This window comes from Candidatus Vallotia laricis, assembly GCF_020541325.1.
Taxonomy (GTDB): Bacteria; Pseudomonadota; Gammaproteobacteria; order Burkholderiales; family Burkholderiaceae; genus Mycetohabitans; species Mycetohabitans laricis.
In genome coordinates this window covers 279,616-303,523 of record NZ_CP047399.1, presented here as the reverse complement: position 1 = coordinate 303,523, position 23,908 = coordinate 279,616, and the positions used below count along the sequence as shown (strand labels likewise).

Genomic DNA, 23,908 nt, shown 5'->3' with positions numbered 1-23,908 from the left:
TAGCAGCATTAACTAATATACCAGATTAAAAAGATTAAGTTGATTTTTTAGCTTTGGTTATAGTAGCCGGCATTGATTCAATTTCGGTAGTATTTAGAATCCGTACCTCATGTTGTGCAGACGGAATTCGGATGCCGTTCGCAGCAAAACTCACCCAGATATTATAGTTGACAGCCGAACGTACCGAAGCAATTCCGAGTGCTGCCTCAGAAATCCAGAATCCTAGTTCCAGGTTAATTCCATCAGAACCAAATCCTGCAAAATAGGGGCAAGGTGCGGGATCTTGTAACACGCGCTCTACACCCTGCGTAGCTTGTACGAGCACGTGCATTGCAAGATGTATATCGGTGCCATACTCTACTTGAACTGATACCTTGGTTAAACCGCGCGTAAGGAAGGATGACTGGTTTTGTACAATATCGGTAATTAGTTTTTCATTTGGCACGAGAGTTTCAACTCCATCCAGTCCGCGCATTACTGTATATCGAGTACGAATCTGGGTAACTCGACCTTGTAGCCCCCCCACACAAATTGTATCACCGAGTCGCAGCGAGCGATCTAGAAGGATAATAAATCCAGATACGTAATTGCTTGCAATCTTCTGCAATCCAAAACCTAGTCCGACACCTAATGCACCACCGAATACACCCAGTACAGTAATATCTATACCAACAATTGACAGACTTATAAGCACTGCAGATAGTATTAACAATGCACGACCGATTCGCGATAACACAACCTGAAGGTTCGCATCTAGTAAGTCGGCTCGCAACAATCTCTCGTCTATCGTACGTCCAGCCCAAAGTGCCACGATTAATGTAATCATGACCCACAGCAGACCATTACACAGCGATAGCAGATTGAAGTGTACGGTAGCTACGTAAAACTCTATACTAGACATCCAATGTAGTACGTCATCCTCAATGCCCATGACGTTCAACACCATACCAGCCCACACTAGAACAGTGATAGTCTTTTCAAGTAAGTATGCGAGACCGCGCAAGTGTCCATCATGAGATAACATTCGACGCATTAAGTACAACGCTATATAAATGAGCGAAATTCCGAATAGCGGTACACGCGCAAGATTTAGTAGCGACGTTTTCATCAGTGGATTCAGCACAAACTCTATGCCGCTCATGATCAACCAACCGAGGCATGGAAATAACGCTTTCTCTAACCCATCTGCACCGAAACGCACCGCTGCGTTACGCATCCGGCAATATGCATTAAGACGCTTTCGGACACACTCAGCGAGCCCATATGCCATTACTATGGCACTAATTAGCGCAGCAACTTGCCATAGAATTTCTGGCTGGCTAAGGTCGCGCATTAAATCGTGTAATAGTCGGGGTAATATTGGATCCTGCATATCACGCTACTCGTCGCATTACTGCCGCAAAAAAACTATGGGTTCCGTGCTTATGCGGCCACAACATCAGGTTATTGCCCATATTAAGTTCGATCTTCTGATTCATTAAAACTTGGCTTACCGCCACGCGTTCGAACATTAGAGAGTTTCTAATAAATTGTTTAGTAAAACTCTCATTTTCTTCGTACAGTCAACTACATGTTGCGTAAACAAGGCGTCCGCCCGGTTTAAGCAGTTTCGAAGCAGCGGTAAGAATCGATAACTGATGTACCGCTAACTTGCCGATTGATTGCTGCTTTTGACGCCATTTGAAATCCGGATTAGAGCGCAAAACACCTAGGCCACTACATGGGATATGGACTAAAACACGATCGATTTTACCCACTAGTCGCTTAATTTTCGCATCGTGCTCACTATCGATGGATACTAGACGTACGTTTAATAAACCGCTGCGCTCAAGCTTATGCTTGATATGGCCTAATCGCTCATCTGATATATCGAATGCGTATAGTTTCCCGGACGAATGCATCATTGATCTTAGAGCAAGCGTTTTACTGCCTGTTCTAGCGCAGAAATCTACAACCATCTCTCCGCATTGAGATGCAACAAGTTCGCATAATAGCTGGCTGCCCTCATCTTGTATTTCGAACCATCCTTTCCGAAAAGCAGGTATCATGCGAACCGAAAGCGTACTAACTATACGAATGCCAAGCGGCGCATAAAGCGTCGGCTTTGCTTCAACACCAGACCGCGCTAGGGCATCAAGGACCGCATCGCGATTAGCTCGCACTAGATTCACTCTTAAATCTAATGGAGCTAGATAGTTTAGCGCCGTAGCAAACTGCAACAGCCCTTGTTCTACCAAATCTGGCTTAGAATCGATAATAGCTAAACGAGATCTTACCATAGACTCAATCCATGGTGGAAGGTTAAGTCGCACGCGAGTTGGAAGACTTTCGGGATCAGCTTTTGATACAAATTTAAGCCATACAAATTTCCATTGCAACACATGTGGGCGCAATGCGTTTAGACTAACGGTCTACATTAATCCAAGCAGCGCTAAGCGCCGTGCCCAAGTGCCACCTCCGTTTTCAGCTAAATACTCATACTCCATTTTACGGCGTAGCACCGCAAATATAGCCTTCCTAATTAGGAAACGCTCAACCCGACCCAGCTTCGGATGTGCGCAAAAAAAATTTAGTTGTAGTTATATGAGCTGAATTGATAAACTTCAGTACGTCATTCAACAACACCTCGATCTGTCCGATCAGAAATCTATGTAGCTTCATATAGCATCCAGACTCAATAGTAGTCGCGGCTCGGTAATTGCCAGATCGACTCGGCCATCATGCACAAGCAATTGATCCTCGACAAACCACCGTACGACGCGCGGATAAAGCTTGTGTTCAAGCTGTAGAACCCGTGCAGCCAACACTGCAGCAGTGTCACCCGATAGCACCGGCACGACACCCTGTGCAATAATAGGGCCTTGGTCTAATGCGGTAGTTACAAAATGTACCGTAGCACCATGCGCCGTAACGCCCGCATCTAATGCGCGCTGATGCGTATGCAAACCCGTAAAGCTTGGAAGCAACGATGGATGCACGTTTATGATTCGAGCCGAATAGTGCTCAATAAACGCTGGTGTTAGAACGCGCATGAAGCCAGCTAGAATGACGAGATCGGGTTTATAAGTATCTAGCACACGCGCAAGCGTAGCATCAAATGCATCACGCCCTTTAAATTTCGTATGGTCGATGACTTCCGTAGCAATAGAACGAGCAGCGGCAAAATTCAAGCCCGTAGCGTCTGGGCGGTTGGACACAACCGCAGAAACGCGTGCCGGCCAGCTCTGCGCAGCACACTCGCGCACGATCGCCTCCATGTTAGAACCGCGACCGGAAATCAAGATGACAAGTTTTTTCATCTAAGGATTTTATCATTAACCCCCTCTTGACTACCTACGTCAATCCTCCGATTCCTGCTCAAATCGAGTTTGAGCGTCTATAATCACAAGATTTGCAGCATCGTGCCAACGCGATGCATTGACGCGGCCATTAAACGCTGCAGGGAGCCGACCCAGCTAATCATTGTGAAAGTCTTCAGGGGTCTTCCAAATGCTGAGCATTGTGCACCTTGTGCATTGACAATCGGCAACTTCGACGGCGTGCATCGAGGCCACCAGGCATTGCTAGCGCGCGTTTGTGCTGCTGCTAGCGCTCGCACTCTTCCGGTATGCGTGATGACGTTTGAATCGCACCCTCAAGAGTTCTTCGATCCGGCTGGTGCGCCACCACGTATTACAATGCTGCGCGATAAGCTTGAGGCACTGCGATGTTATGGCGTGGATCGGGTTGTAGTTGAGAACTTTAATGAAAAGTTCGCCGGTCAGTCGCCAGGCGCCTTTGTCAAGCACATTATCGTTAATAGATTGCGTACTCGTTGGATGATGATTGGTGACGACTTTCGGTACGGGGCGAAGCGTACTGGTGACCTTCTGTCGTTGAAAGCGGATAGCGTACGGTATGGCTTTGAGGTTGAACAGATGCCTACCATCTCAGGCCCATCTGGAACGCGCATTTCTAGCTCGTGCGTGCGTGTTGCACTTCTTGCGGGGGATCTTAATGCGGCTCGAACTATCCTTGGTAGGGCAATTGTAATTAGCGGCCACGTTGTACACGGCATGAAAGTAGGGCGAGACCTAGGCTTTCCAACACTAAATCTACCGATCTTGCATAAGCGTTCCGCACTAGCTGGTATCTTTATTGTTCAAGTTCGTGGCATTGAAGCGGGTCCATTGCCTGGCGTAGCTAGCCTAGGCTGGCGTCCAAGCATAGCTGATTTCGGTCGCCTACTACTAGAAATACATTTGCTAGACTGGCATGGTAATGCATACGGTAAGCTAGTGCGGGTCGAATTTCTCGAGAAATTACGTGATGAGCAAAAGTTTTTGGATTTAGAGGCTCTTGTCCGGGCGATAGCGTGTGATGTTACTAAGGCCCGCGAATACTTCGCGGCGCAAGATGTCCTAAAGGCAGCTAAACCTGTTACTCAATCTAAGCAATGCGTTAACCTATAGTCCACAGGCGGAAATTCTGTAATATCTACTAACAACAAACGAAATAACTCTAGTTTTCCGAGTACCAGTCGGTTTTCTAGAAAACCTGTTAGCCTGACGATATGTGCCTAGTGCCCTCGTGATATGCCGAGCCACTGACACCAGAACGATCTATGTCTACTAAGTAATCAGTGGCTGCTGAATTTTTCCACCATTCCTGATCATAAGTATGAAATTTAATTCTAAGCAGCCCTCTCAATACCCTATTAATCTTCTTGAGACGCCGTTTCCAATGCGTGGCGATCTTTCTAGGCGCGAACCGCAATGGGTTCAAGAGTGGCAACAAAATAAGGTCTACGAAGTAATTCGAGAGGCCCGACGCGGGCGGCCGAAATTCATACTTCACGATGGCCCGCCTTATGCGAACGGCGATATACATATCGGACACGCAGTTAATAAAATCCTAAAAGATATAATTGTTAAGACACGAAATATTGCGGGATTTGACGCAGATTATGTACCCGGATGGGATTGTCACGGTATGCCTATCGAAATCGAAATCGAGAGGCGATTTGGTAAGTCTCTGCCAGTTGAACAAGTAAAACGTAACGCACGCCAATACGCAACTAAACAGATTCAACGGCAAAAAGCCGATTTTCTACGGCTTGGGTTAATCGGAAATTGGGATAATCCTTATTACACGATGAACTTTGAGAACGAGGCAAACGAAATCCGCGCGCTCGCTCGAATCCTTAAGAAGGGCTATATATTTTGTGGCCTAAAGCCGGTACACTGGTGCTTTGACTGTGGCTCCGCACTGGCGGAAGCAGAAGTCGAATATAAAGATCGTATCGATACGGCTATAGACGTAGCATTTCCGTTTGCCGAACCAGTGAAAATCGCCGAAGCGTTTAGAATACCATCATCTCGTGTTACAGATGGCGTGATCGTGATTTGGACAACTACGCCTTGGACTATTCCAGCGAACCAGGCGCTAAATGTAAATCCAAAGCTATCATATAGTCTAGTAAATACACGCCGAGGATTTTTAATCCTTGCCTCTCACCGCGTTGAGCCCTGCCTCTCTGCATATAGATTAGAAGGCACAGTGATCGCATCGGCGCCAGGTACCGTATTAGGTGGGATCTATTTCTATCATCCTCTCGCTAATCTGCACCCAGGCTACAAGCGTACATCACCAGTCTATTTTAGCGATTATGTAACTATTAATTCCGGCACTGGTACTGTGCATTTATCGCCAGCTTATGGAATCGAGGACTTCGAGTCGTGTAAAGCGCACGGCATCGATGATGCCTCTATTCTGGGCCCAGTCATGGGAGATGGGCGCTATATTGAATCATTGCCACTATTTGGCGGTTTATCAATTTGGGACGCAAACCCTAAGATCATCAACGCTTTGCGTCATGCTGGTTCCTTAATTCACTCGAGCCATTACTCGCATAGCTATATGCATTGCTGGCGGCATAAAACGCCAATTATCTATCGTGCGACGTCGCAATGGTTTGCTGGCATGGACCTAACTCCTGTTGGGGGCGGTAAGACACTGCGAGAAACCGCTCTCGATGGTATAGAGGCGACTATATTCTATCCGGCGTGGGGCAAGCAGAGATTACACGATATGATTGCGAATCGACCCGATTGGACATTGTCTCGCCAGCGTCAGTGGGGAGTACCAATAGCTTTCTTTATCCATAAAGAAACGGGTCAATTACATCCTCGTACAGAAGAATTGCTTGAACAAGTTGCGCAACGCGTTGAGCAACATGGTGTTGAGGCATGGCAATCGCTCGATGCGAGCGAGTTGCTTGGAGACGATTCCGATTTGTATGTCAAAAATCGAGATACGCTGGATGTTTGGTTTGACTCTGGAACGACGCACTGGCATGTGCTGCGGGGTTCACATGCTAAGCAGCTTCAGTGGCCCGCTGATTTATATCTTGAGGGCTCAGATCAGCATCGCGGATGGTTTCACTCGTCACTACTTACAAGTTCTATGCTTGATGGCCGTCCACCCTATAAGGCTTTGTTAACGCACGGATTTACAGTCGATAAACATGGTCGGAAAATGTCTAAATCTGTTGGAAACATTATTACACCACAAGAAGTTTCGAATAAGCTAGGCTCTGAAATTATTCGTCTTTGGGTAGCATCAACCGACTACTCTGGAGAACTATCAATTTCTGATGAAATTCTTAAACGCGTGCTTGAAAGTTATCGTCGGATCCGTAACACATTGCGATTTTTGCTGGCAAATTTATCGGATTTTGACTCAAACCGAAATATGGTGCCATCTGAGCACTGGCTCGAAATCGATCGTTATGCACTTGTACGAGTTGCTCTGCTGCAACAAGAGGTGATTAATCACTATAATGCGTACGAATTTCATCCAGTCGTGACTAAGCTGCAGACTTTTTGCTCAGAAGACCTTGGTAGCTTCTACCTTGATATACTCAAAGATCGATTATATACATCAGCAGTCGATGCGCATGCGCGCCGTAGCGCTCAGTCTTCATTATACCATATAATGCATGGGCTTCTACGGCTAATCGCACCTTTTTTATCGTTCACCGCAGAGGAAGCATGGAAAATTTTCCAGCCGGGACACACAACAATCTTCACTGAAACACACTACGTTTATCCATTACTACCAGACAGTACAGCATTATTAGATAAATGGGCAATTGTCCGCCAATTTCGCAGCGATTTTACTAAAACACTCGAAGTAGCTCGCAAAGCTGGCCGAATTGGCTCGTCGCTGCAGGCCGAAGTTGAAATTCGGGCGCATGGCGCGCGCTATAATGCCCTTGCAAGCCTTGGTAATGATTTGAAATTTGTTTTGATAACGTCCAGCGCGAGACTGAGCAAGGTTGAGAGCGAGGCTGATGAAATAATTAACGTTCTCATATCTCGGCACCCAAAGTGTGGGCGCTGCTGGCATTATCGCGAGGAAGTTGGAACAAATATCGAGCATCCAACTTTATGCGAACGCTGTATAACAAACTTATTCGGGGAAGGAGAACACCGAAGCATCTCATAATGGCACAAATTTTATCCCAAAAATCTGCACATCAAATAACGTGCAAACGTTATTTGATTATATCGATTATTGTAGTCTCGCTCGACCAATTATCTAAAATTGTTATGTTATGCCGATTCGCGTATGGCGACCAGCATTCTATTACGCCATTCTTTAATCTTCTACTGATTTATAACCGTGGGGGGCCGTTTAGTTTTCTATCTACAGCTGGTGGTTGGCAACGCTGGATGTTTATCGCATTAAGTACTCTAGCCACAATAGTGATCATTCGTTTACTCAAGCGGCATTATAGACACAAGCTGTTTTGTGCGGCTCTAGCACTTATTCTTGGTGGAGCGCTTGGCAATGTCATTGACCGGATGGTATATGGCTATGTGATTGATTTTATTGATTTGCACATTAATAGCTGGCATTGGCCTGCATTTAATATTGCTGATAGCAGTATCACAAGCGGTGCTGTACTACTAGTACTCGCTGAACTAAGTGAGTACATGCTATGCCGTGAAAATTTAGACTGAGTAATAATTCTAGCCTGGTCATACGCAATAGCGAAAGGAACAATATGGATCTTTCGGGCAAACAGCTTTTGCTTGGACTAACGGGCGGCATCGCATGCTATAAGTCGGCCGAACTTACACGATTATTGACTCAAGCTGGCGCCACGGTCCAAATAACGATGACGGAAGCCGCTACGAAATTCATCACGCCGGTCACAATGCAGGCACTTTCTGGGCGCCCAGTGTATATCAGTCAGTTCGACGCACGGATCGATAACAACATGCCGCATATTGACTTGTCGCGCTGTAAGGACGCAATCGTGATTGCTCCTGCGTCGGCTGACTTCATTGCTAAGCTAGCTACAGGGTTATGCGACGATCTATTATCTATGCTATCTGTAGCACGTGACTGTCCTTTACTAGTCGTTCCGGCAATGAATTGCCAAATGTGGCAAAACCCAGCAACACAACGCAATGTTGCTCAATTACGCGCAGACGATATCATAGTACTCGGCCCAGATACTGGCTTACAAGCATGCGGTGAGATCGGTAACGGTCGCATGCTCGAACCCAAAGCGGTGTACGAGGCGATCATCGCTCTTTTTCAGCCGAAGAAGCTTGTAGGACAACGGATACTAATAACAGCGGGAGCCACTTTCGAACCGATCGATCCGGTCCGTGGCATCACTAATCGTTCGAGCGGAAAAATGGGGTTTGCACTCGCTCGGGCTGCAGCGCAAGCTGGTGCGCGGGTACACTTAATTGCTGGCTTAGTTGGGCTCGCAACTCCGTGGAGCGTGACTCGAGAGAATGTACAAACAGCACAGCAAATGTACGACGCAGTCATGGCGGCAATTGCCGGAATTGACATTTTTATCGGGGTGGCCGCTGTCACCGACTGGCGCGTCGCTCAGGTATCCGATCATAAGCTGAAGAAAGCTGCCGGTCAGCCGCCGCCACCGCTGCATTTCGTCGAGAACCCGGATATTCTTGCTAGTGTTGCCGCACTGCCTACACCACCTTACTGCGTTGGATTTGCAGCGGAAAGTGGTGAGCTTGGCATTAATGGTGAGGCAAAACGGCGACGTAAGAATGTCCCGCTGCTTATTGGTAACTTAGGCCCCAAAACATTTGGTAAGGATGGCAATGAAGTCATACTATTCGATGAAGCTGGCTCTACACCACTTCCCCGAGCTGACAAACAATCACTTGCGCGTACGTTAGTCGATGAAATTGCACAGCGCGTACTAGGTAATTTTTTGTATAAGCTAGGCTGAATATCACTTCTCAAGACGGTTACTGCACGGGATACTATCTGATCTATAAATCTAAATTTTAATACTTAATTAAAGTTATTTAGATAATAGAACTATATAAATTATTTATGCTTACGGGAATTTGAAATACAATATGTAGCTATTGTACGGCTAAATATTGATTTTAAGTACTAAAATTTGCTCGTATCTTTCGGTCAAAAAAATTTTAAGCAATCTGCATAAAACTTAATTTATACATTTAAATTATAGTAATTTTACTTAGATAGTGCGCTAGAGAATGCTATAAATCTACGATATCTGCAAATAGCAACTTGCAGATGATGCAAATGCCTCATCTTAATCGTTAGCTAAGTATTTAGCAGATATATAGTTCGAGTGGGGGTGAATAATCTTTAAGCGTAAATGACTATTCGGAATAGAATGGTAATATTGCACCCTGGTAATACTCAGTATATTAAAGATTTAGCATCAGTCTTGGTACTGAGAATAGGGTAAGTTGCGCAACTTAGGGGCGCCAATAGCACGCGCATAGTTTGTAACAGCGACTTATAGGTAGTATCGGGAAATTAGATCTTCGATCTCTGCCTTACCGATCCTTTTTTCTTAGATCTGAGTAAGGTCCTTTGTGCTGCCCAGCATCGTCAATCACATAGATCGCTTAATCTAATAAATGGCATCAGTGATGAATCATGCGGACAACTTGGCTGCTGCTAAAGCGCCACTAGATGAATATTGTAGCGTGGTGCCTCTCAAGGCGGAACTTAGGACCACACACGATCGCTATGGTTTTCTCAACCGTCGGTTTGTTTACGTCAATCTTCTGGAAGAGAAGCGATAGTGCCGAATCTTTTTCAAAATGCCTCGGAATTCGATGAAGGTTATTGCCGAATACACTGCAGTTGACTAGAGTACAGCGCCGGTTTGAGTGGGTTTAACGCATCAAGAGTCTCTTCTAAAGTAACACCTGAGCCAATCGAAATGATATTCGAACAATCTTTTAACTCTTTGAGAACCGTTTTGGGCCGTTTCTCGAAATCTCTGCAGTACTTTGTACCTGCTAGTCTTCAATATCTAGCGAATATACTGGCGCATTCGCTAAAATCATAGACACCGCTCCACATATAATCTGCTATGCCAGCCTCTCAATAATAGCCGTTTTTCTTACGCCAGCCTTGCCTACGATTAGGGGATTATTCTTGCAGCGTCGGCATAGTACTTGCACCATCCGTTCCGCCTAAGGTTCGCGTTTAATTAATGTATCAATCCTTCCCTCATGCGCCTGATAATTGATATTTTTCGTAAATTGAGCTAACGTTGTCCTGTCCGTATACTAGCATCGCTACTATTAACCAATAGCTTATCATCTCGCATGATATCTGAGATGCTGCGTGAAATAAAGTTGACTACCTCTAATGAAATCATGCCCTATTTATGTAAATAAAATAGTGTGCGTAAGTCTTTTGCACTGAAGATCGCAACTAGTATATGCGCTCTAGTCACCTGCATCTTTCCACTAAAGATCGACCGAACATGCATAATTTCGCGCGTGAATCACACGTTGGAATTCTAACGTTGGCTGCGTGCCCTACGATACTTCTCTCCGGAACTATCGGCGTTTTATCGTTAATAAAGTTACGAAGATTCTAGCGCAGATCATTGATATTTGCAGAACATCTACGAAAACCCCTACTACCGTAGGGTTATCTAATAGCGCAAGTAACAGGTGTTCGACAGTGATGAACTCATGCTTTTCTTGGTACGCATTCTATGAATGCTATATAAAGACCTACTTCTAATTCTTCGGCAATTATGCTGCCTCCAGCATACACTGAGGCAGATATCCCGCATTTCGCGCGTGCGTTACTACTCGATCAATCGTGATAGTAAGATTTTTGCGTATAAACTCCGCATTTCTTGAGATACACTTTTAGCATAATCCGTATTACGGTATTGCGATCTTTGTTGAAATATCGTTGTATTATGATTACAACAAATTTCGTTGGTGTGGAATTGTTATTTAGCAAAGAGATAAAGTATATCGATAGCAGCTTAGATTTTGCTCTCTCTGATCAAGTACTATAACGTCACATTTTTCTAGAATGAAGGCCATATTCCTATTCTAATTAACTGGTCCTTATAAATTCTAGCACAAGACTAATAATAACCCTTTAGGAAAATCCGCGTAAGGTTTTATAATTTTTTTATGAAACCTCCACTAAAAAGTGGTTATCCTGAAAAATGCAGCTTTTAAGCTTCTAGTCTGCTTAGACGTCAAATAAAATTAGCTGCATTATGACACGAAGGAAATTATTATATGTTGATACACCTCTATATTTGTAGTCTATGTCAAAAATTGAATATAGTTTTTCAAACTATCCATAATAAATCAGCACTTTTATAGTTATTTATATGCTGTGTAAGATTATTGCTTTGCTCATATAGTATCGTAAACGGGATAGTAACTAGAATAGCTCAATAATTAAATGATACCCCAGTAAAATAGTTATCATACTAACCGGAAATAGCGATGACTTGAATTTTTACTGAATAAGTATTTTTAAAATTAATACGTGGATATTAAACATAAATTCTAATCTCCCGTGGAGAACAGAAGCAAATAAACTCCGAATACTTTGACAGCAATCATCTGTAGCAAATATTCATTTATACAGCACTGATTTTTTCTACTGAACTGAATGATTCATTATCAAGGATTTTTTAGCTACCTGCGGTTATGCTGCTAGCCTATTAATTAAGCTAATTGCATTAGCCCAAATATCTGGTTGCATAGGATAAAATCCTATGCATTGACTGGCACATATGAAAATTCAAGCATTAAAGCGCTTGATGTCGCATTAAAAAGCAATATTTAGTGTCGTAGTAATACAAATATTAGATAGAAGGATATGGCTAAATTCCGTCATGAATTTCTCTTAATAGTTTAGAAAAGACGTACGTACTAAATGATCAGTCATGTATTTTGCTTGAAGCAATAGCTACATATTTATTAGTGATTTATTTTCTTTAATCACATAAGCATAGCCTTCGCGTGCTCTTGTTTTTAGGTAACATAGATGCGTCGAAGGATTAATATCCAAAAACAACACCCGAGCTAATGCAAGCGATAATGGGAACCTATAATCGATACCACTGATTAGCCCATGATCTTAGCGTGGACGGTACTCTGCTGATCAGTAGCAAATTACTGCAGCCAACATCGATAACAGTGCCACGCTCTGAAAAGCTGATACTCATAATTGCTCGACAGAAATAGCCAATGTCGTTTGTGTAGTATATCGCGTAAGTTACGAGTGTATTGTATTTCAGTGTAAAACTGCCCCCCCGAAGAATTCGTTACATATTGTCAATTAATACCTGACCAAAACCGGAGCAGGAGACCCGCATTGAGCCGTCCATTAGGCGCGCGAAGTCATATGTAACCCGCTTTTGTAAGATTGACTTTTCCATCGCCGAAATAATGACTTTAGCCGCCTCAGTCCACCCTAGATGGCGAAGCATCATCTCAGCTGACAAAATTTCCGAACTCGGATTTACATAGTTTTTGCCAGCATATTTCGGGGCTGTCCCATGAGTCGCCTCAAACATCGCGATTGAATCTGACATATTAGCACCCGGTGCACTACCAATACCGCCGACCTGTGCCGCCAATGCGTCAGAGATATAATCCCCGTTCAAATTTAGTGTCGCGATTACATCGTATTCAGATGGGCGTAGCAGTATCTGCTGGAGAAACGCATCAGCAATTACATCCTTAATCAGGATCTCAGCACCGTTCTTTGGATTTTTGATTTTCATCCATGGACCACCATCAATGAATACTGCGCCGAACTCTTTTTGGGCGAGCGCATAGCCGTAGTCGCGGAATGCGCCTTCAGTGAATTTCATAATATTGCCTTTGTGTACAAGCGTAACCGACTTTCGGTTATGGTCAAGTACATACTGAATAGCCTTGCGTACTAGTCGCTCCGTGCCTTCTCGAGATACTGGCTTGATACCAAGCCCTGAGGTTTCCGGAAAACGGATCTTATTGACACCCATTTCCTCACGAAGGAATCGAATCACTTTCTTTGCTTGCTCAGATTCCCCGGCCCATTCGATTCCTGCATATATATCTTCCGAATTCTCCCGAAAAATTATCATATTAATCTTTTCGGGTTCACGCATTGGTGAAGGTGCCCCCTTAAAGTATCGTACTGGACGCAGGCATACATATAAGTCTAACTCCTGACGAAGCGATACATTTAGAGAGCGAATGCCGCCGCTCACTGGCGTGGTCAGGGGCCCCTTGATTGAGACAACGTATTCTTTCAAAACCCGCAGCGTCTCTTCTGGCAACCACATATCAAGTCCGTAGACTTTGGTCGCCTTTTCACCGGCGAAGATTTCCATCCATGCAATCTTTTTTTTGCTGCCATAGGCTTTCTTGATTGCCGCATTAACTACCCGGATCATTACTGGCGTAATATCGAAGCCAATACCATCTCCCTCGATGTACGGAATTACTGGCTGATCTGGGACGATAAGCGAAAAGTCCCGATTAATGATAATCTTCTCACCGGCTGGAACTTTGACGTGCTGATATAGCATATTCAACTCTTATAGTAGAAACGGACTAAAAATGTACTACGTATAACGTACTTTATTCCCACGTCGACTGCCAATGCGACTCGCAGTCGCTCTCGCTGGGGACTTGCTGATTAAGTTCCATATTAGATCGATATCTCAATATGCTCGCGACCTTAATCCTATATAAGATATAAAGCTAGTATTCGTACCATGCGATGGTATTCTGCTATTTCTAATATAGCGATAGATATTTATGTATCATCAGCGATATAAATTGCCGGTACCGGGCATTACCAGACGAGCAGTATGATGAGGAAGTCAAAATATTTCTGTTAATTACTGATTAATATAAGTTACTGGTATATAGTGCCAATTCCGCCACAAGTCCCTCAGGCTAGTATTAGGGCAGAAATGTATATACGTTTATTGTTTATCTGGTATATTAATATCGCGCCTCAACTCTGCACGAGCAGGTGCTTTTCCCCTATCCGCCTCTAGCACTGCCTTGCGGCATGTCTCCGCCAGTTATTGTTTGTTGTTGTGATTAAAACGCGTATTCATCAGATTAACTGATGTCTTATTATTTCTCTAGGTGCAAGAAGAAATATTCTGGTATTAGAAAATGTTGTTATCACACCTCGTCTAAGTCAGTAATACTGTTCAATAAACCACTTAAATAAATACAATGTACATGCTCATAAACTTTTAAAAAAGTGATTAGTTGATAAATATTTAATGGGAATAAAATGAATAAATTAATTATCTCTCTCTAGAGATATCTTATTCGCTATCATCGATTTTGTACAATCCTCTATCCCAAAAGTCTTATAAAGCTCATCCACCGATTTGAAAACTTGTCTCCCAGAGAGACGTACCTAAGATTCTTACATCCTAATCCGATTTAAATTTAATGATTTTATTTCTGTAAACGATAAAAACGAGAGCACATAGCTATTGTAGTGGCATTAAAAGTTAGGTTATCGCACTTGACGACTTGCGTAGCATACACATACCCAATTATGCGAGTTTGACTATTTATTCCAGTACACTCCTGTACTCTATCTACCTCATACAGCCCCCCCCCTTTATTTAGCTTACATTTAGTTGCCATCTACGCTGCTTCAACCTATAGCAGTCTTTAACCGAAGCGCTTTAATCTAATCTCTAATGGTTTCGTTGAAAATCGGCATCCACTTACTCAACGCAGTTATTTTATCAAAGATAGAAAATCATAAGAAAAGATTTGGTTTTATAAGTCGCTTATTTTAAACAGAGGCATATTATTAGTCTTTAACGAGAACGCGATTTATTGTTTTTAGAGTATTTAGATCAAAAGTAACGGACATCATTATCTATCGCCCATATACTTTACTTTTCGGTATACTACCTTACTCGTAATTAAAATATTGTATCCACTCATGTGATAAAAGATCATAAAGCCACGCCACTGTAATAGCCATAGGCTTAGTTTATGCTGCCCCGTAACAGATAATTTCTAGTTGTAAATATGAGTACTCTGTTACGGGGAAGACGTTTTATGTCACTATAATTGAGAGCATATGTCTGAGAACTTAACGGTTTTATACGCCGATGTTATCTGGATAATATAGTACGTCACTCGCACAAGAGCAACACGTTATAAGGATATAAGCAATACCATTACGCAAAAGCATCACACGCCAAAGTTCTTAGTAGCAAAATTCCAGTTTATAACTTCCCAGAACATCTCGACAAATTGAGGACGATTATTACGATAGTCGATGTAGTACGCGTGCTCCCATACGTCTAGTGTTAGTAACGGTATTACACTATCCGTTAGCGGCGTTGCTGCATTACTTGTTGAGATAATATCTAGTGAGCAATCGGGCTTTTTTATAAGCCAAGTCCAGCCAGATCCAAATGTACCAATTGCTATTTTTGTAAAAGCTTTTTTGAATGCGTCGTATGAATCCCACTGCGCATTAATCGCTTTTCCTAGCTTTCCGGTAGGCGCACCTCCACCATGCGGCGAAAGGCTATTCCAAAAGAATGTATGGTTCCAAACTTGCGCTGCGTTATTGAAAATACTGCCCGTTGATTTCTGGACAATCTCTTCTACCGACAGATTTTCAAACTCCGTACCCGGGATCAGGTTATTAAGATTTGTTATATAGGCCTGATGGTGTTTGCCGTAGTGAAATTCTACGGTCTCTTCCGAGATATGCGGAGCTAGCGCATTCTTCGAGAATGGCAGGGGGGGGAGCGTATGTTGTGTCATAGTTCAAACTCTCTTTATAACGGGTTGGAAACCGGAGATGCATGCCACCAATCATTCGATTTTATGTAAGCTCGAATAGTCTCTTAAACTGCTCTCTTTTTATGCGTAGTATTAATTTTTTTGTTTTTATATGAATGAAAGCTTTCGGTAAAAAATATTAATTTTGATGTCGATATATACCTTGTATACTCGCATGATATCTGCTGGCTTCCAGGAAGAATTGCCGGCTACTTCTCCGATCTGATATAAAATTCATCATTTAGACGAAGCTGTATGTGCATAATACTAAGATCTACACTGCCCTGCGCAAGATGTACTGTGATTCGTTGACCTGCTTTGAGCGCATCCGGTGTATACACCGCTTTGCCGCTGTGTAGGTCGATTAACGCAGCATAGCCACGGTCCAGCGTACGTCTCGGGCTAAGTAACTCGATACGGGTTGATAATTCATATACTTGCAAATTTCGGTGCTCATTCTGCCTGTAGAATGCAATGAATAAGCTATGTCGGAGCCGATGTATGCGTTCAGCTGCCCGATCTATATCTGGCCGCCTGAATTGCCAGCGTAATAGAACCATGGTCAGACGCGCTCGCGCATCTCGCGCCGGCTGCGCGCCGGCCAAACATAGCCGCAGTGAAACCTGCCGTAAGTGTCGAAACTGTATAGCAATCTGCTCGGAAGGGCTGACAAGGCGGCACGAAATTGAGTCTAAGTATTGAGCACGACGCTCCATCATTCGCCAGAACCCGCTGCCTAAAGCCTCGCGGCAATTGATTAACTCGTGTAATAGCACGGTACGATGAGCGCTAACTAGTTCTGCTGCAGCTGTTGGTGTTGGTGCGCGGATATCAGCTGTGAAGTCTGCAATCGTGAAATCAGTTTCATGCCCGACACCAGATACGATCGGTAGTGTGCTCGAGGCAATTGCCCTTGCGAGTAATTCGTCATTGAAAGCCCATAAGTCTTCAATAGAACCACCACCGCGGCACAAGATCAGCACATCAACTTCAGCGCGGCGGTTAGCTATGTTAATTACTGACGCAACACGGGAAGCCGCTTCGGTGCCTTGTACTTGCGTCGGGTAGACGATAATCGAAACATGCGGCGCACGTCGTGCGAGCGTGATTAATACATCCCGCAGCGATGCTGCTTGTGGCGATGTAATAATACCAATAGCGCGCGGGTGCGCCGGCAATGCGCGTTTTCGGCTAGCGGTGAATAGACCCTCCGTCTCAAGCTGAGTCTTCAGTTTTAGAAACGCTTCATACAGACGGCCTTGCCCAGTGTGCCTAACCGACTCCACGTTGAGTTGCAACTCTCCGCGTGGCTCGTAGATCGCGACTGTAGCACGAACCTCGATTCGGTCGCCTTCACGCGGTATAGGCTGTACATACTGAGCGCGACCGCGGAACATTACACAACGAATCTGTGCATAATCGTCTTTGATGGAGAAATACCAATGACCACTAACTGCCCGCGTAAAATTCGAGACTTCACCGGAAATCCAGACGAGCGAAAATGTACGTCCAAGTAAGGTGCCAATAGCCTGATTCAAATCAGACACAGGCATCACCACGTCAGGATTAACAACAGGAATTGCAGAGGAAGGTTTTACCGTCATGAGAATAATGAGGTGTCCCCGCCACACTGATGCGGTGGGGCGGCTATATATCACGCGCGCTATGCCAATACTCGGTCTTCGTGTTACACCCGACATTTGTGTCGACACCGACGCATTAAACATTTACCCGCGCTAAACTTTGCATTCTATCCCCCCCCCGGGGGGGGCAAGTTACTACAAACGTTCCCTTACAGATCAATTTAGAGGTAACTTATAGCCTACTATACGTCATCCACGTAAATAGAAATAATATATCAAGATCTATTTTGGCTTCGATACATTTTTAACGCTATTTTAAGAGTTAAGGCTTGCTATTACCTAATGCCTTTATAACCTATCTTCGCACGTACCATACTTGCATTATTGCACAGTATTATTACTATAATACTGTGGTCCTTTTCCAGGCTATTCACTAGCAGTGAAGAACTGTGCTGGCTTATACATACATCACATCAGTGTACCAATCGCAGTGGTAAGAAACGTGCTGTCGGTAGAACTGGCAAAACACCAACAGTTATCGCATCTATTGATGCATTGCAAGATGCAATTTTCACGCCTAGCGTAGTGTCGCAAAGTTATGGAGCACATATTATACAGCACACCGAGGTTAACCCTACGTCGGCACCTGCGTTAACGGGGTGATGAGTCGCCATGATTGCCCGCCGCACAGGTGTACCCGTGTTGTTGGGTTCCCCAGATTGTGTTGCAGCGGCTCGCCCGCTTCTGCGGGCCCATCGCGCGAGGTAACGTAATCGTCAGGGGCGATAGCCTACAGCACTATCGTCTAGCGCGCGATATCGAACTACTGGTTTTGCTACTGACTAGGGGAGGTGTAATGGGTTTCTATTGCCAGTCAGTTCTTTGTGAGAACCGCTAAGTCGTCTCCGAGACGCAATGCTGATTAACAATTTTAGTCACCATAGTTTGCTATCATAACCATTGTTACCATCATTGTTATTGATTTTCACGATGGCTGTGCAGCCTGCCGATGAATGGCATCCGGATAATCCGTATCTACGCCGACCGCTAGCCCAGTTTTCTGGTCTGCGTGCACTCGCTGCTGCTGGCATCGGCACGCCAGAGCCGTTTTTTCGAAACACTACGCGCAAACGGCTCTGCGCCTGAAACATACGCACTACCTGACTATTATACTTTCGATGAAAATCCTTTCGTTACTGATATAGCCGATGCAATCCTTATTACTGAAAGGATGCGGTAAAATGTGTATTTTGGCGTGACCTACGTCTGTGGGCGGTACCTGTTTACGCCATACTTGATCCTTGTTTAATTACGCTCGTTGCGGAGAAACTTTGTGGATACTCGCATGATTGAAATCCTTGTCTGCCCAATATGCAAGGGACCTTTACTGCATGAGCGCAGCACGCAGGAACTAATTTGTCATGCTGATAAACTCGCATATCCAATCCGAGATGGTATTCCAGTAATGCTAATTGATGAGGCGCGTCATCTGGTGAAGGATGCTCTGGTCTATCTAGAGAGCGATTAATCCAATGTACACTGGAGTTTCGTTTATTGGCATCATTGCAGCTCGTCTTGCATCTACTCGTCTGTCGCTCAAGTATCTCAGCTGACCTAGCCTACAAGGATATAGTAGCTAAGTGCTTTTGTTCCTCGGGCGAAAGCCGTGTATTAATTAATTGCTACCGATACTTGAAGTGGTACTAGATACCTACCGAGGCTATGGTATTAGGGGACTACTGACACGAACTAAGAACCTACTGGGACAGATATTGACTAGCTGAAGTAGTTAAAGCCCGTAGATTATTTTATGACACGCTAGCAGTTAATCTGCAAGGTGAAAAACCGCTAAACGACCGTGCCTAGTCACAGACGTTGCTGTTCACTTAGCTGCTAAATAGAAAATTGTACAGCCTCTACCGCTGATCATCCCATTACTGGGCTAGCAAAAGCTCTTAATCCTAATATTGTAAAGGTAGTTCTTAATACCCTTGGTATATCGCACTATATTTTTCTCGTGCGGTAATCTCATGATCTCCCGACGCGTATAAGTATCAATGGAGATAAAAATCTGACTCTTCAAATGTAGTTAATGTTACACAGGCTGCATTAATTACTACGGTAGTATACCGCCATATCGGATTATATACATATCGCGCTTGTTTCTTGCTCCGCTACCTCTAGCTTACGCAGGAATTACTCTATCGAGATTACTAAAACTCTTGAACAACTAGAGGCGATAGCGTAGAGAACAGATCGCAGTGTGGCTTACATCACCAGCATTCCCGCCCGGATCGACATGCTGGCAGAGTTAGAGTAAGTTCGTGCAATGATTGACCTGAGTTAAGAACTGCAAGACACGCAGAATAATTAAAGGCTTTATGCTATGCGCTTTGGTAGTATTCCGTAGGCAAGAGTTGCGATACGCGAAATATCTATATTTATATGAGCGATAAACTATCTAAAGCGTATATTAAATCATAGCCATTTGATTAGCGTTCAACACTCATAAGTCGCCCGCAGATTTATAAACAATTTTGGAGATAATAATTGTGCGTTTAATCCTATTAGGCGCTCCCGGGGCAGGTAAGGGTACCCAAGCAAACTTTATCAAAAACAAGCTTTTAGTACCAAAAATCTCAACCGGAGACATGCTTCGAGAAGCTGTAAAATCGGGAACAGCGCTTGGCATTAAGGCTAAGCGCTGTATGGATGCGGGCGAGCTTGTTCCAGATACGCTAACTATTGAACTCGTTAAGGAGCGGCTACAAAAAGCAGATTGTACGCATGGTTACCTATTCGATGGTTTTCCGCGTACTATCCCGCAGGCTGATGCAATGAAACAGGCCAACATAGCAATCGATTACGTTCTAGAAATTGATGTACCATTCGACGAAATAATTAAGCGTATGAGTGGTCGCCGCACACACCCAGCATCTGGACGCACATATCATATTAAATTTAACCCACCAAAGTTTGACTGGATAGATGACATAACTGGTGAACCCCTTATTCAACGTAACGATGATACGGAAGAAACGGTCCGAAAGCGTTTAGATGTCTACCTTATTCAGACATATCCATTAATCAATTACTATATGCAATGGGCACATCGCGGCAAGGAAAATGGATTAAATCCTCCGGAGTACCGGAAAGTCTCCGGACTTGGTACCGTTGACGAAATCCGAAAAAGCGTGTTTGACGTCCTGCAATTATCAATACAGAGAGAATCGCAATCTGACAAATAATGAATCCAGAATAGCTATGATTATTTCTTTTGAGAGGAAAATACGGCATGCGGATCTGATATAATCTCACAGAGGCAAAGTCCCGCATGATGCGCATATAACTGCCTGGTTTTGGCAGTTCCCGGTCAATCTTAACCACTATTTAAAGTACAACGTGACGTACGTGTAAAATAATAATCGCACGATACCTGCGGTATCCACGAAGTCTTTTAAGAGATCCATGAGAAGAATACTCGATTACAGCTAAAACCCTATCTTGCTATAGGGTTTTAGCTAATTAGCTCTCACTTAGTTGCCAAAACTGATAAATGAGTGCTATTGTAGCTTGACACCATTCTGATTTTTCCGAGAAATCATACTCTCTAATAGAGTCATAGTGATATGTACTAATTTTTATGCTGTCTACTTATTTCTAAGTACGAAATCATAGCAAAAAAACTAAATGCTAAGTCGCTTGAATTCTTGGAAACTCTAAATTTCTAAAAGTAAATCGCATTTACTCTCACAAGTTTTTTGCTATATTGTTACTCTGTGTCAATTATTATACCGCCGTAGCACTAGCATATCGATATCCGAATATACAATCTATATTTAGTATCGGTAAATTTCTTCTATTTTAGAATCTATGCGATCAACATCAATTATTGAGAGGCTGCAATAAACTTGTTATTTCGCATAGCGATAGAAGTTTGTATGCTTTAATCCCATTAAAAACAACATTACAAAATATAGTGTGGAGAGTATAAGTAATGTTATTATCAGTATAGTAATGCGCATACCTGAGTAGCGTCCAAGTGCCACCCAATCAAATAACTGCGTAAACCAACGCATCGCACTAGCAAGTGCGATGCAGGCTCCGCTTAACTGTACAAAAAATGTGCCCCATCCAACTGATGGGATGTAGATAGAGCGTTGACGCAATCCCGTAAACAGAAGCAGTGCATTGACGCATGCACCGATACTGATGCTTAGGGCTAAACCTGAATGTGCAAGATAGGGTACGAATACGACATTACACAGTTGTGTGACACCTATTACTATTAATGCAATTTTTACCGGTGTCTTGATATCCTGTTTAGCATAAAAACCGGGGGCTAAGATCTTAGTAAGGATCAAGCCAAGCAGCCCTACTCCATAAGCAGCTAGAGTATGCGATACCATCGCAACATCATGGCCAGAAAACCGTCCATAATTAAATAATGTAGCCGTTAGGGGTTCAGCATAGAAAAAAAGAGCGACTGCGCTAGGTGCGGCTAGTAAAAATGTGAGCCGCAAACCCCAGTCGAGCAGGGCTGAATATTCAGCCCCATCTGCCTCTACATGTGCCTTAGATAGACTAGGTAGTAAAATCGTTCCGAGCGCACCACCTAGCAGCGCTGTTGGGAACTCCATTAGTCGATCTGCATAAGATAACCACGATACGCTGCCGGGCGCTAGGTGCGAAGCAATATTAGTATTGATAATTAGTGATAGCTGGGCAACCGATACCGCAAAACTGGCTGGCATCATTTTCCATAAAACTCGCTTGATCCCAGGATGAGCTAGCGCCCTCGCTAGATTAAGTTTAAGTCTAATCCGCGGCATCATTTGGACTCGTTTCAGCCCTATGAGCTGCATAAGTAGCTGTAGAACACCGCCAGCTAATACTGCGAAAGCGAGAGCGTAGATTGGGGTATCTAAGTGTGGGGCAACAACTAATGCGCTAAAAATAAAACTAACATTTAGCAAGACCGGAGAAAATGCTGGAAGCGAAAAATTTCGATAGGTATTTAAGACGCTAGACGCTAGCGCAGTTAATGAAATCAGCAAGATATACGGAAACATAATTCGAGTCATCGTCACCGCAAGTACGAATACCTGATCATTGTTATGTAACCCTGATGCAACTATCCAGACAACAAATCCGGAACCGAAAATTCCTAGCGTCGAAAGACTTACTAAAACCCAAATTAATACGATACTAGTCGCATCAACTAATGTACGTGTTGCGTCATGTCCATTCTGACTCTTAAACTCAGATAAAATCGGCACAAACGCCTGTGAAAACGCGCCCTCGGCAGAGAGCCGGCGCAGCAGATTCGGAATACGGAACGCAACATTGAAGGCATCAGTATATAAGCAAGCACCAAAAGTTCGTGCAATCAATACTTCACGCGCCAGTCCGGTAATCCTGGAAAGCAAGGTAAAGCCAGTAACAGTACAAAGAGTGCGGAGTAAATTCATGCGGCGACGTTATATGGACCCTATTCTAATAAAGACGACAAGCTATCAAGCTATGAAGCTGTTTCATAGCTTGATAGCTTGAGTAGACAGGCTTTATTGCGGGCTTTTATTACTGTCCGGGGGGGTAATGCTAAATTAGCGGGCCGCTCCATTCATTTCTAATCCAGCTAACTAGAGGTTTTATCCGACAGGTTCAATAGGAGAGTTGATTGTGTATCATGTATTTTATTGGTACAATTGTATATCATTTAGGTATATGTTTAGCTAAACACACCGTCAACCCACTTTTTTGTACTCAAGTTTCGCTGTAAACAGGATAAAACCGTCATGGCTAATTCCGCGCAAGCTCGAAAGCGTGCCCGTCAGGCTGCGAAAGCTAACTCACATAATTCTGCGCTACGCTCTAAAATGCGCACTGCAATAAAAGTTGTACGCAAGGCGATTAACTCTGGCGACAAAGCAAGATCTGTTGAAATGCTACAGCAATCGTCGAAAACACTAGATATTATCGCCGATAAAAAAATTATCCACAAGAACAAAGCTGCCCGCCACAAGAGCCGTTTAGCTGCCGCTATAAAAAACCTGCAGACTGCAGTTGCGGCGTAAACCCCCTAAATCCCGCTCAATATGTAGATATTCGGTGGGATTTACGAAGACATCTTAGTAAAGCCCTTAAGACATCAGGTCAGTGAACGAAAAGCTGCAGAAGTTCCTACAATTTAATCCCACA

General features: G+C 43.8%; 18 protein-coding genes and 2 pseudogenes. 11 read left to right on the top strand and 9 right to left on the bottom strand.

Translation table 11 applies throughout. The features are described from left to right. Positions 1-34 precede the first annotated feature (34 nt). From GKR41_RS01280 to purN, 3 genes and pseudogenes are all read right to left on the bottom strand, one after another. Positions 35-1,372 carry a mechanosensitive ion channel family protein gene (locus tag GKR41_RS01280; RefSeq protein ID WP_226810070.1) on the bottom strand — a complete coding sequence of 446 codons (1,338 nt, stop codon included), beginning with the start codon at positions 1,370-1,372 and terminating at the stop codon, positions 35-37. A 1-nt stretch (position 1,373) separates the two neighbouring features. Continuing rightward, positions 1,374-2,661: pseudogene (locus tag GKR41_RS01275) on the bottom strand (RsmB/NOP family class I SAM-dependent RNA methyltransferase). Then, on the bottom strand, positions 2,658-3,299 hold the full coding sequence (gene purN, locus GKR41_RS01270; RefSeq protein WP_226810069.1) for a phosphoribosylglycinamide formyltransferase: 642 nt from the start codon (positions 3,297-3,299) through the stop codon (positions 2,658-2,660). Before purN ends, GKR41_RS01275 begins: the two are co-directional and overlap by 4 nt. A 165-nt stretch (positions 3,300-3,464) precedes the next feature. Here purN and GKR41_RS01265 point away from each other — a divergent pair, with 165 nt between their 5' ends. The 4 genes from GKR41_RS01265 (at position 3,465) to coaBC (ending at position 9,262) form a co-directional block, all read left to right on the top strand. Next, the gene (locus GKR41_RS01265; protein ID WP_320412913.1) at positions 3,465-4,451 is read left to right on the top strand and encodes a bifunctional riboflavin kinase/FAD synthetase; all 987 of its coding nucleotides are present in this window, start codon (positions 3,465-3,467) and stop codon (positions 4,449-4,451) included. 208 nt (positions 4,452-4,659) lie between these two features. Further along, entirely contained in the window at positions 4,660-7,488 is a 2,829-nt protein-coding gene (gene ileS, locus GKR41_RS01260; RefSeq protein ID WP_420885663.1) for an isoleucine--tRNA ligase, read from the top strand. After that, positions 7,488-8,006, top strand: a complete 519-nt coding sequence (lspA, locus tag GKR41_RS01255; RefSeq protein WP_226810068.1) for a signal peptidase II — start codon at positions 7,488-7,490, stop codon at positions 8,004-8,006. The genes ileS and lspA overlap by 1 nt, the downstream gene beginning before the upstream one ends. A gap of 44 nt (positions 8,007-8,050) precedes the next feature. Next, the gene (coaBC, locus tag GKR41_RS01250; protein WP_226810067.1) at positions 8,051-9,262 is read left to right on the top strand and encodes a bifunctional phosphopantothenoylcysteine decarboxylase/phosphopantothenate--cysteine ligase CoaBC; all 1,212 of its coding nucleotides are present in this window, start codon (positions 8,051-8,053) and stop codon (positions 9,260-9,262) included. Between the two features lie 558 nt (positions 9,263-9,820). Here the strand turns inward: coaBC and GKR41_RS01245 are convergent. The 5 genes and pseudogenes from GKR41_RS01245 to xseA all read right to left on the bottom strand — a co-directional run. Continuing rightward, a pseudogene (locus GKR41_RS01245) lies at positions 9,821-11,073 on the bottom strand (Clp protease N-terminal domain-containing protein); the annotation flags it as partial. Between the two features lie 60 nt (positions 11,074-11,133). Beyond that, a complete protein-coding gene (locus GKR41_RS04060) occupies positions 11,134-11,286 on the bottom strand; it encodes an ATP-dependent Clp protease adaptor ClpS (RefSeq protein WP_226810066.1) in 153 nt (50 codons plus the stop codon). Positions 11,287-12,616: 1,330 nt separating this feature from the next. Continuing rightward, positions 12,617-13,870 (bottom strand): NADP-dependent isocitrate dehydrogenase, encoded by a 1,254-nt coding sequence (gene icd / locus GKR41_RS01235; protein WP_226810065.1) that lies wholly within the window; start codon positions 13,868-13,870, stop codon positions 12,617-12,619. Between the two features lie 1,651 nt (positions 13,871-15,521). Further along, the gene (locus GKR41_RS01230) at positions 15,522-16,106 is read right to left on the bottom strand and encodes a superoxide dismutase (protein WP_226810064.1); all 585 of its coding nucleotides are present in this window, start codon (positions 16,104-16,106) and stop codon (positions 15,522-15,524) included. Between the two features lie 227 nt (positions 16,107-16,333). Beyond that, positions 16,334-17,728 (bottom strand): exodeoxyribonuclease VII large subunit, encoded by a 1,395-nt coding sequence (gene xseA / locus GKR41_RS01225; protein WP_226810063.1) that lies wholly within the window; start codon positions 17,726-17,728, stop codon positions 16,334-16,336. Here xseA and GKR41_RS01220 point away from each other — a divergent pair. From GKR41_RS01220 to adk, 6 genes are all read left to right on the top strand, one after another. Then, the gene (locus tag GKR41_RS01220; protein ID WP_226810062.1) at positions 17,727-17,864 is read left to right on the top strand and encodes a hypothetical protein; all 138 of its coding nucleotides are present in this window, start codon (positions 17,727-17,729) and stop codon (positions 17,862-17,864) included. The genes xseA and GKR41_RS01220 overlap by 2 nt on opposite strands. Positions 17,865-18,091: 227 nt before the next feature. After that, positions 18,092-18,370 (top strand): tetraacyldisaccharide 4'-kinase, encoded by a 279-nt coding sequence (locus tag GKR41_RS04055; protein ID WP_226810061.1) that lies wholly within the window; start codon positions 18,092-18,094, stop codon positions 18,368-18,370. A gap of 28 nt (positions 18,371-18,398) precedes the next feature. Beyond that, on the top strand, positions 18,399-18,605 hold the full coding sequence (locus GKR41_RS01210; protein ID WP_226810059.1) for a hypothetical protein: 207 nt from the start codon (positions 18,399-18,401) through the stop codon (positions 18,603-18,605). A gap of 92 nt (positions 18,606-18,697) precedes the next feature. Further along, the gene (locus GKR41_RS01205) at positions 18,698-18,853 is read left to right on the top strand and encodes a hypothetical protein (protein WP_226810057.1); all 156 of its coding nucleotides are present in this window, start codon (positions 18,698-18,700) and stop codon (positions 18,851-18,853) included. A 187-nt stretch (positions 18,854-19,040) separates the two neighbouring features. Continuing rightward, positions 19,041-19,235 carry a Trm112 family protein gene (locus tag GKR41_RS01200; protein WP_226810055.1) on the top strand — a complete coding sequence of 65 codons (195 nt, stop codon included), beginning with the start codon at positions 19,041-19,043 and terminating at the stop codon, positions 19,233-19,235. 1,024 nt (positions 19,236-20,259) lie between these two features. Further along, positions 20,260-20,955 (top strand): adenylate kinase, encoded by a 696-nt coding sequence (adk, locus tag GKR41_RS01195; RefSeq protein WP_226810053.1) that lies wholly within the window; start codon positions 20,260-20,262, stop codon positions 20,953-20,955. A 666-nt stretch (positions 20,956-21,621) separates the two neighbouring features. Here adk and murJ read toward each other — a convergent pair. After that, positions 21,622-23,178 carry a murein biosynthesis integral membrane protein MurJ gene (gene murJ, locus GKR41_RS01190; protein ID WP_226810051.1) on the bottom strand — a complete coding sequence of 519 codons (1,557 nt, stop codon included), beginning with the start codon at positions 23,176-23,178 and terminating at the stop codon, positions 21,622-21,624. A 327-nt stretch (positions 23,179-23,505) separates the two neighbouring features. On the opposite strand from murJ, the gene rpsT reads away from it, so the two are divergent. Then, positions 23,506-23,784, top strand: coding sequence for a 30S ribosomal protein S20 (gene rpsT, locus GKR41_RS01185; protein WP_226810049.1), 279 nt, complete (start codon positions 23,506-23,508; stop codon positions 23,782-23,784). Positions 23,785-23,908 lie beyond the last annotated feature (124 nt).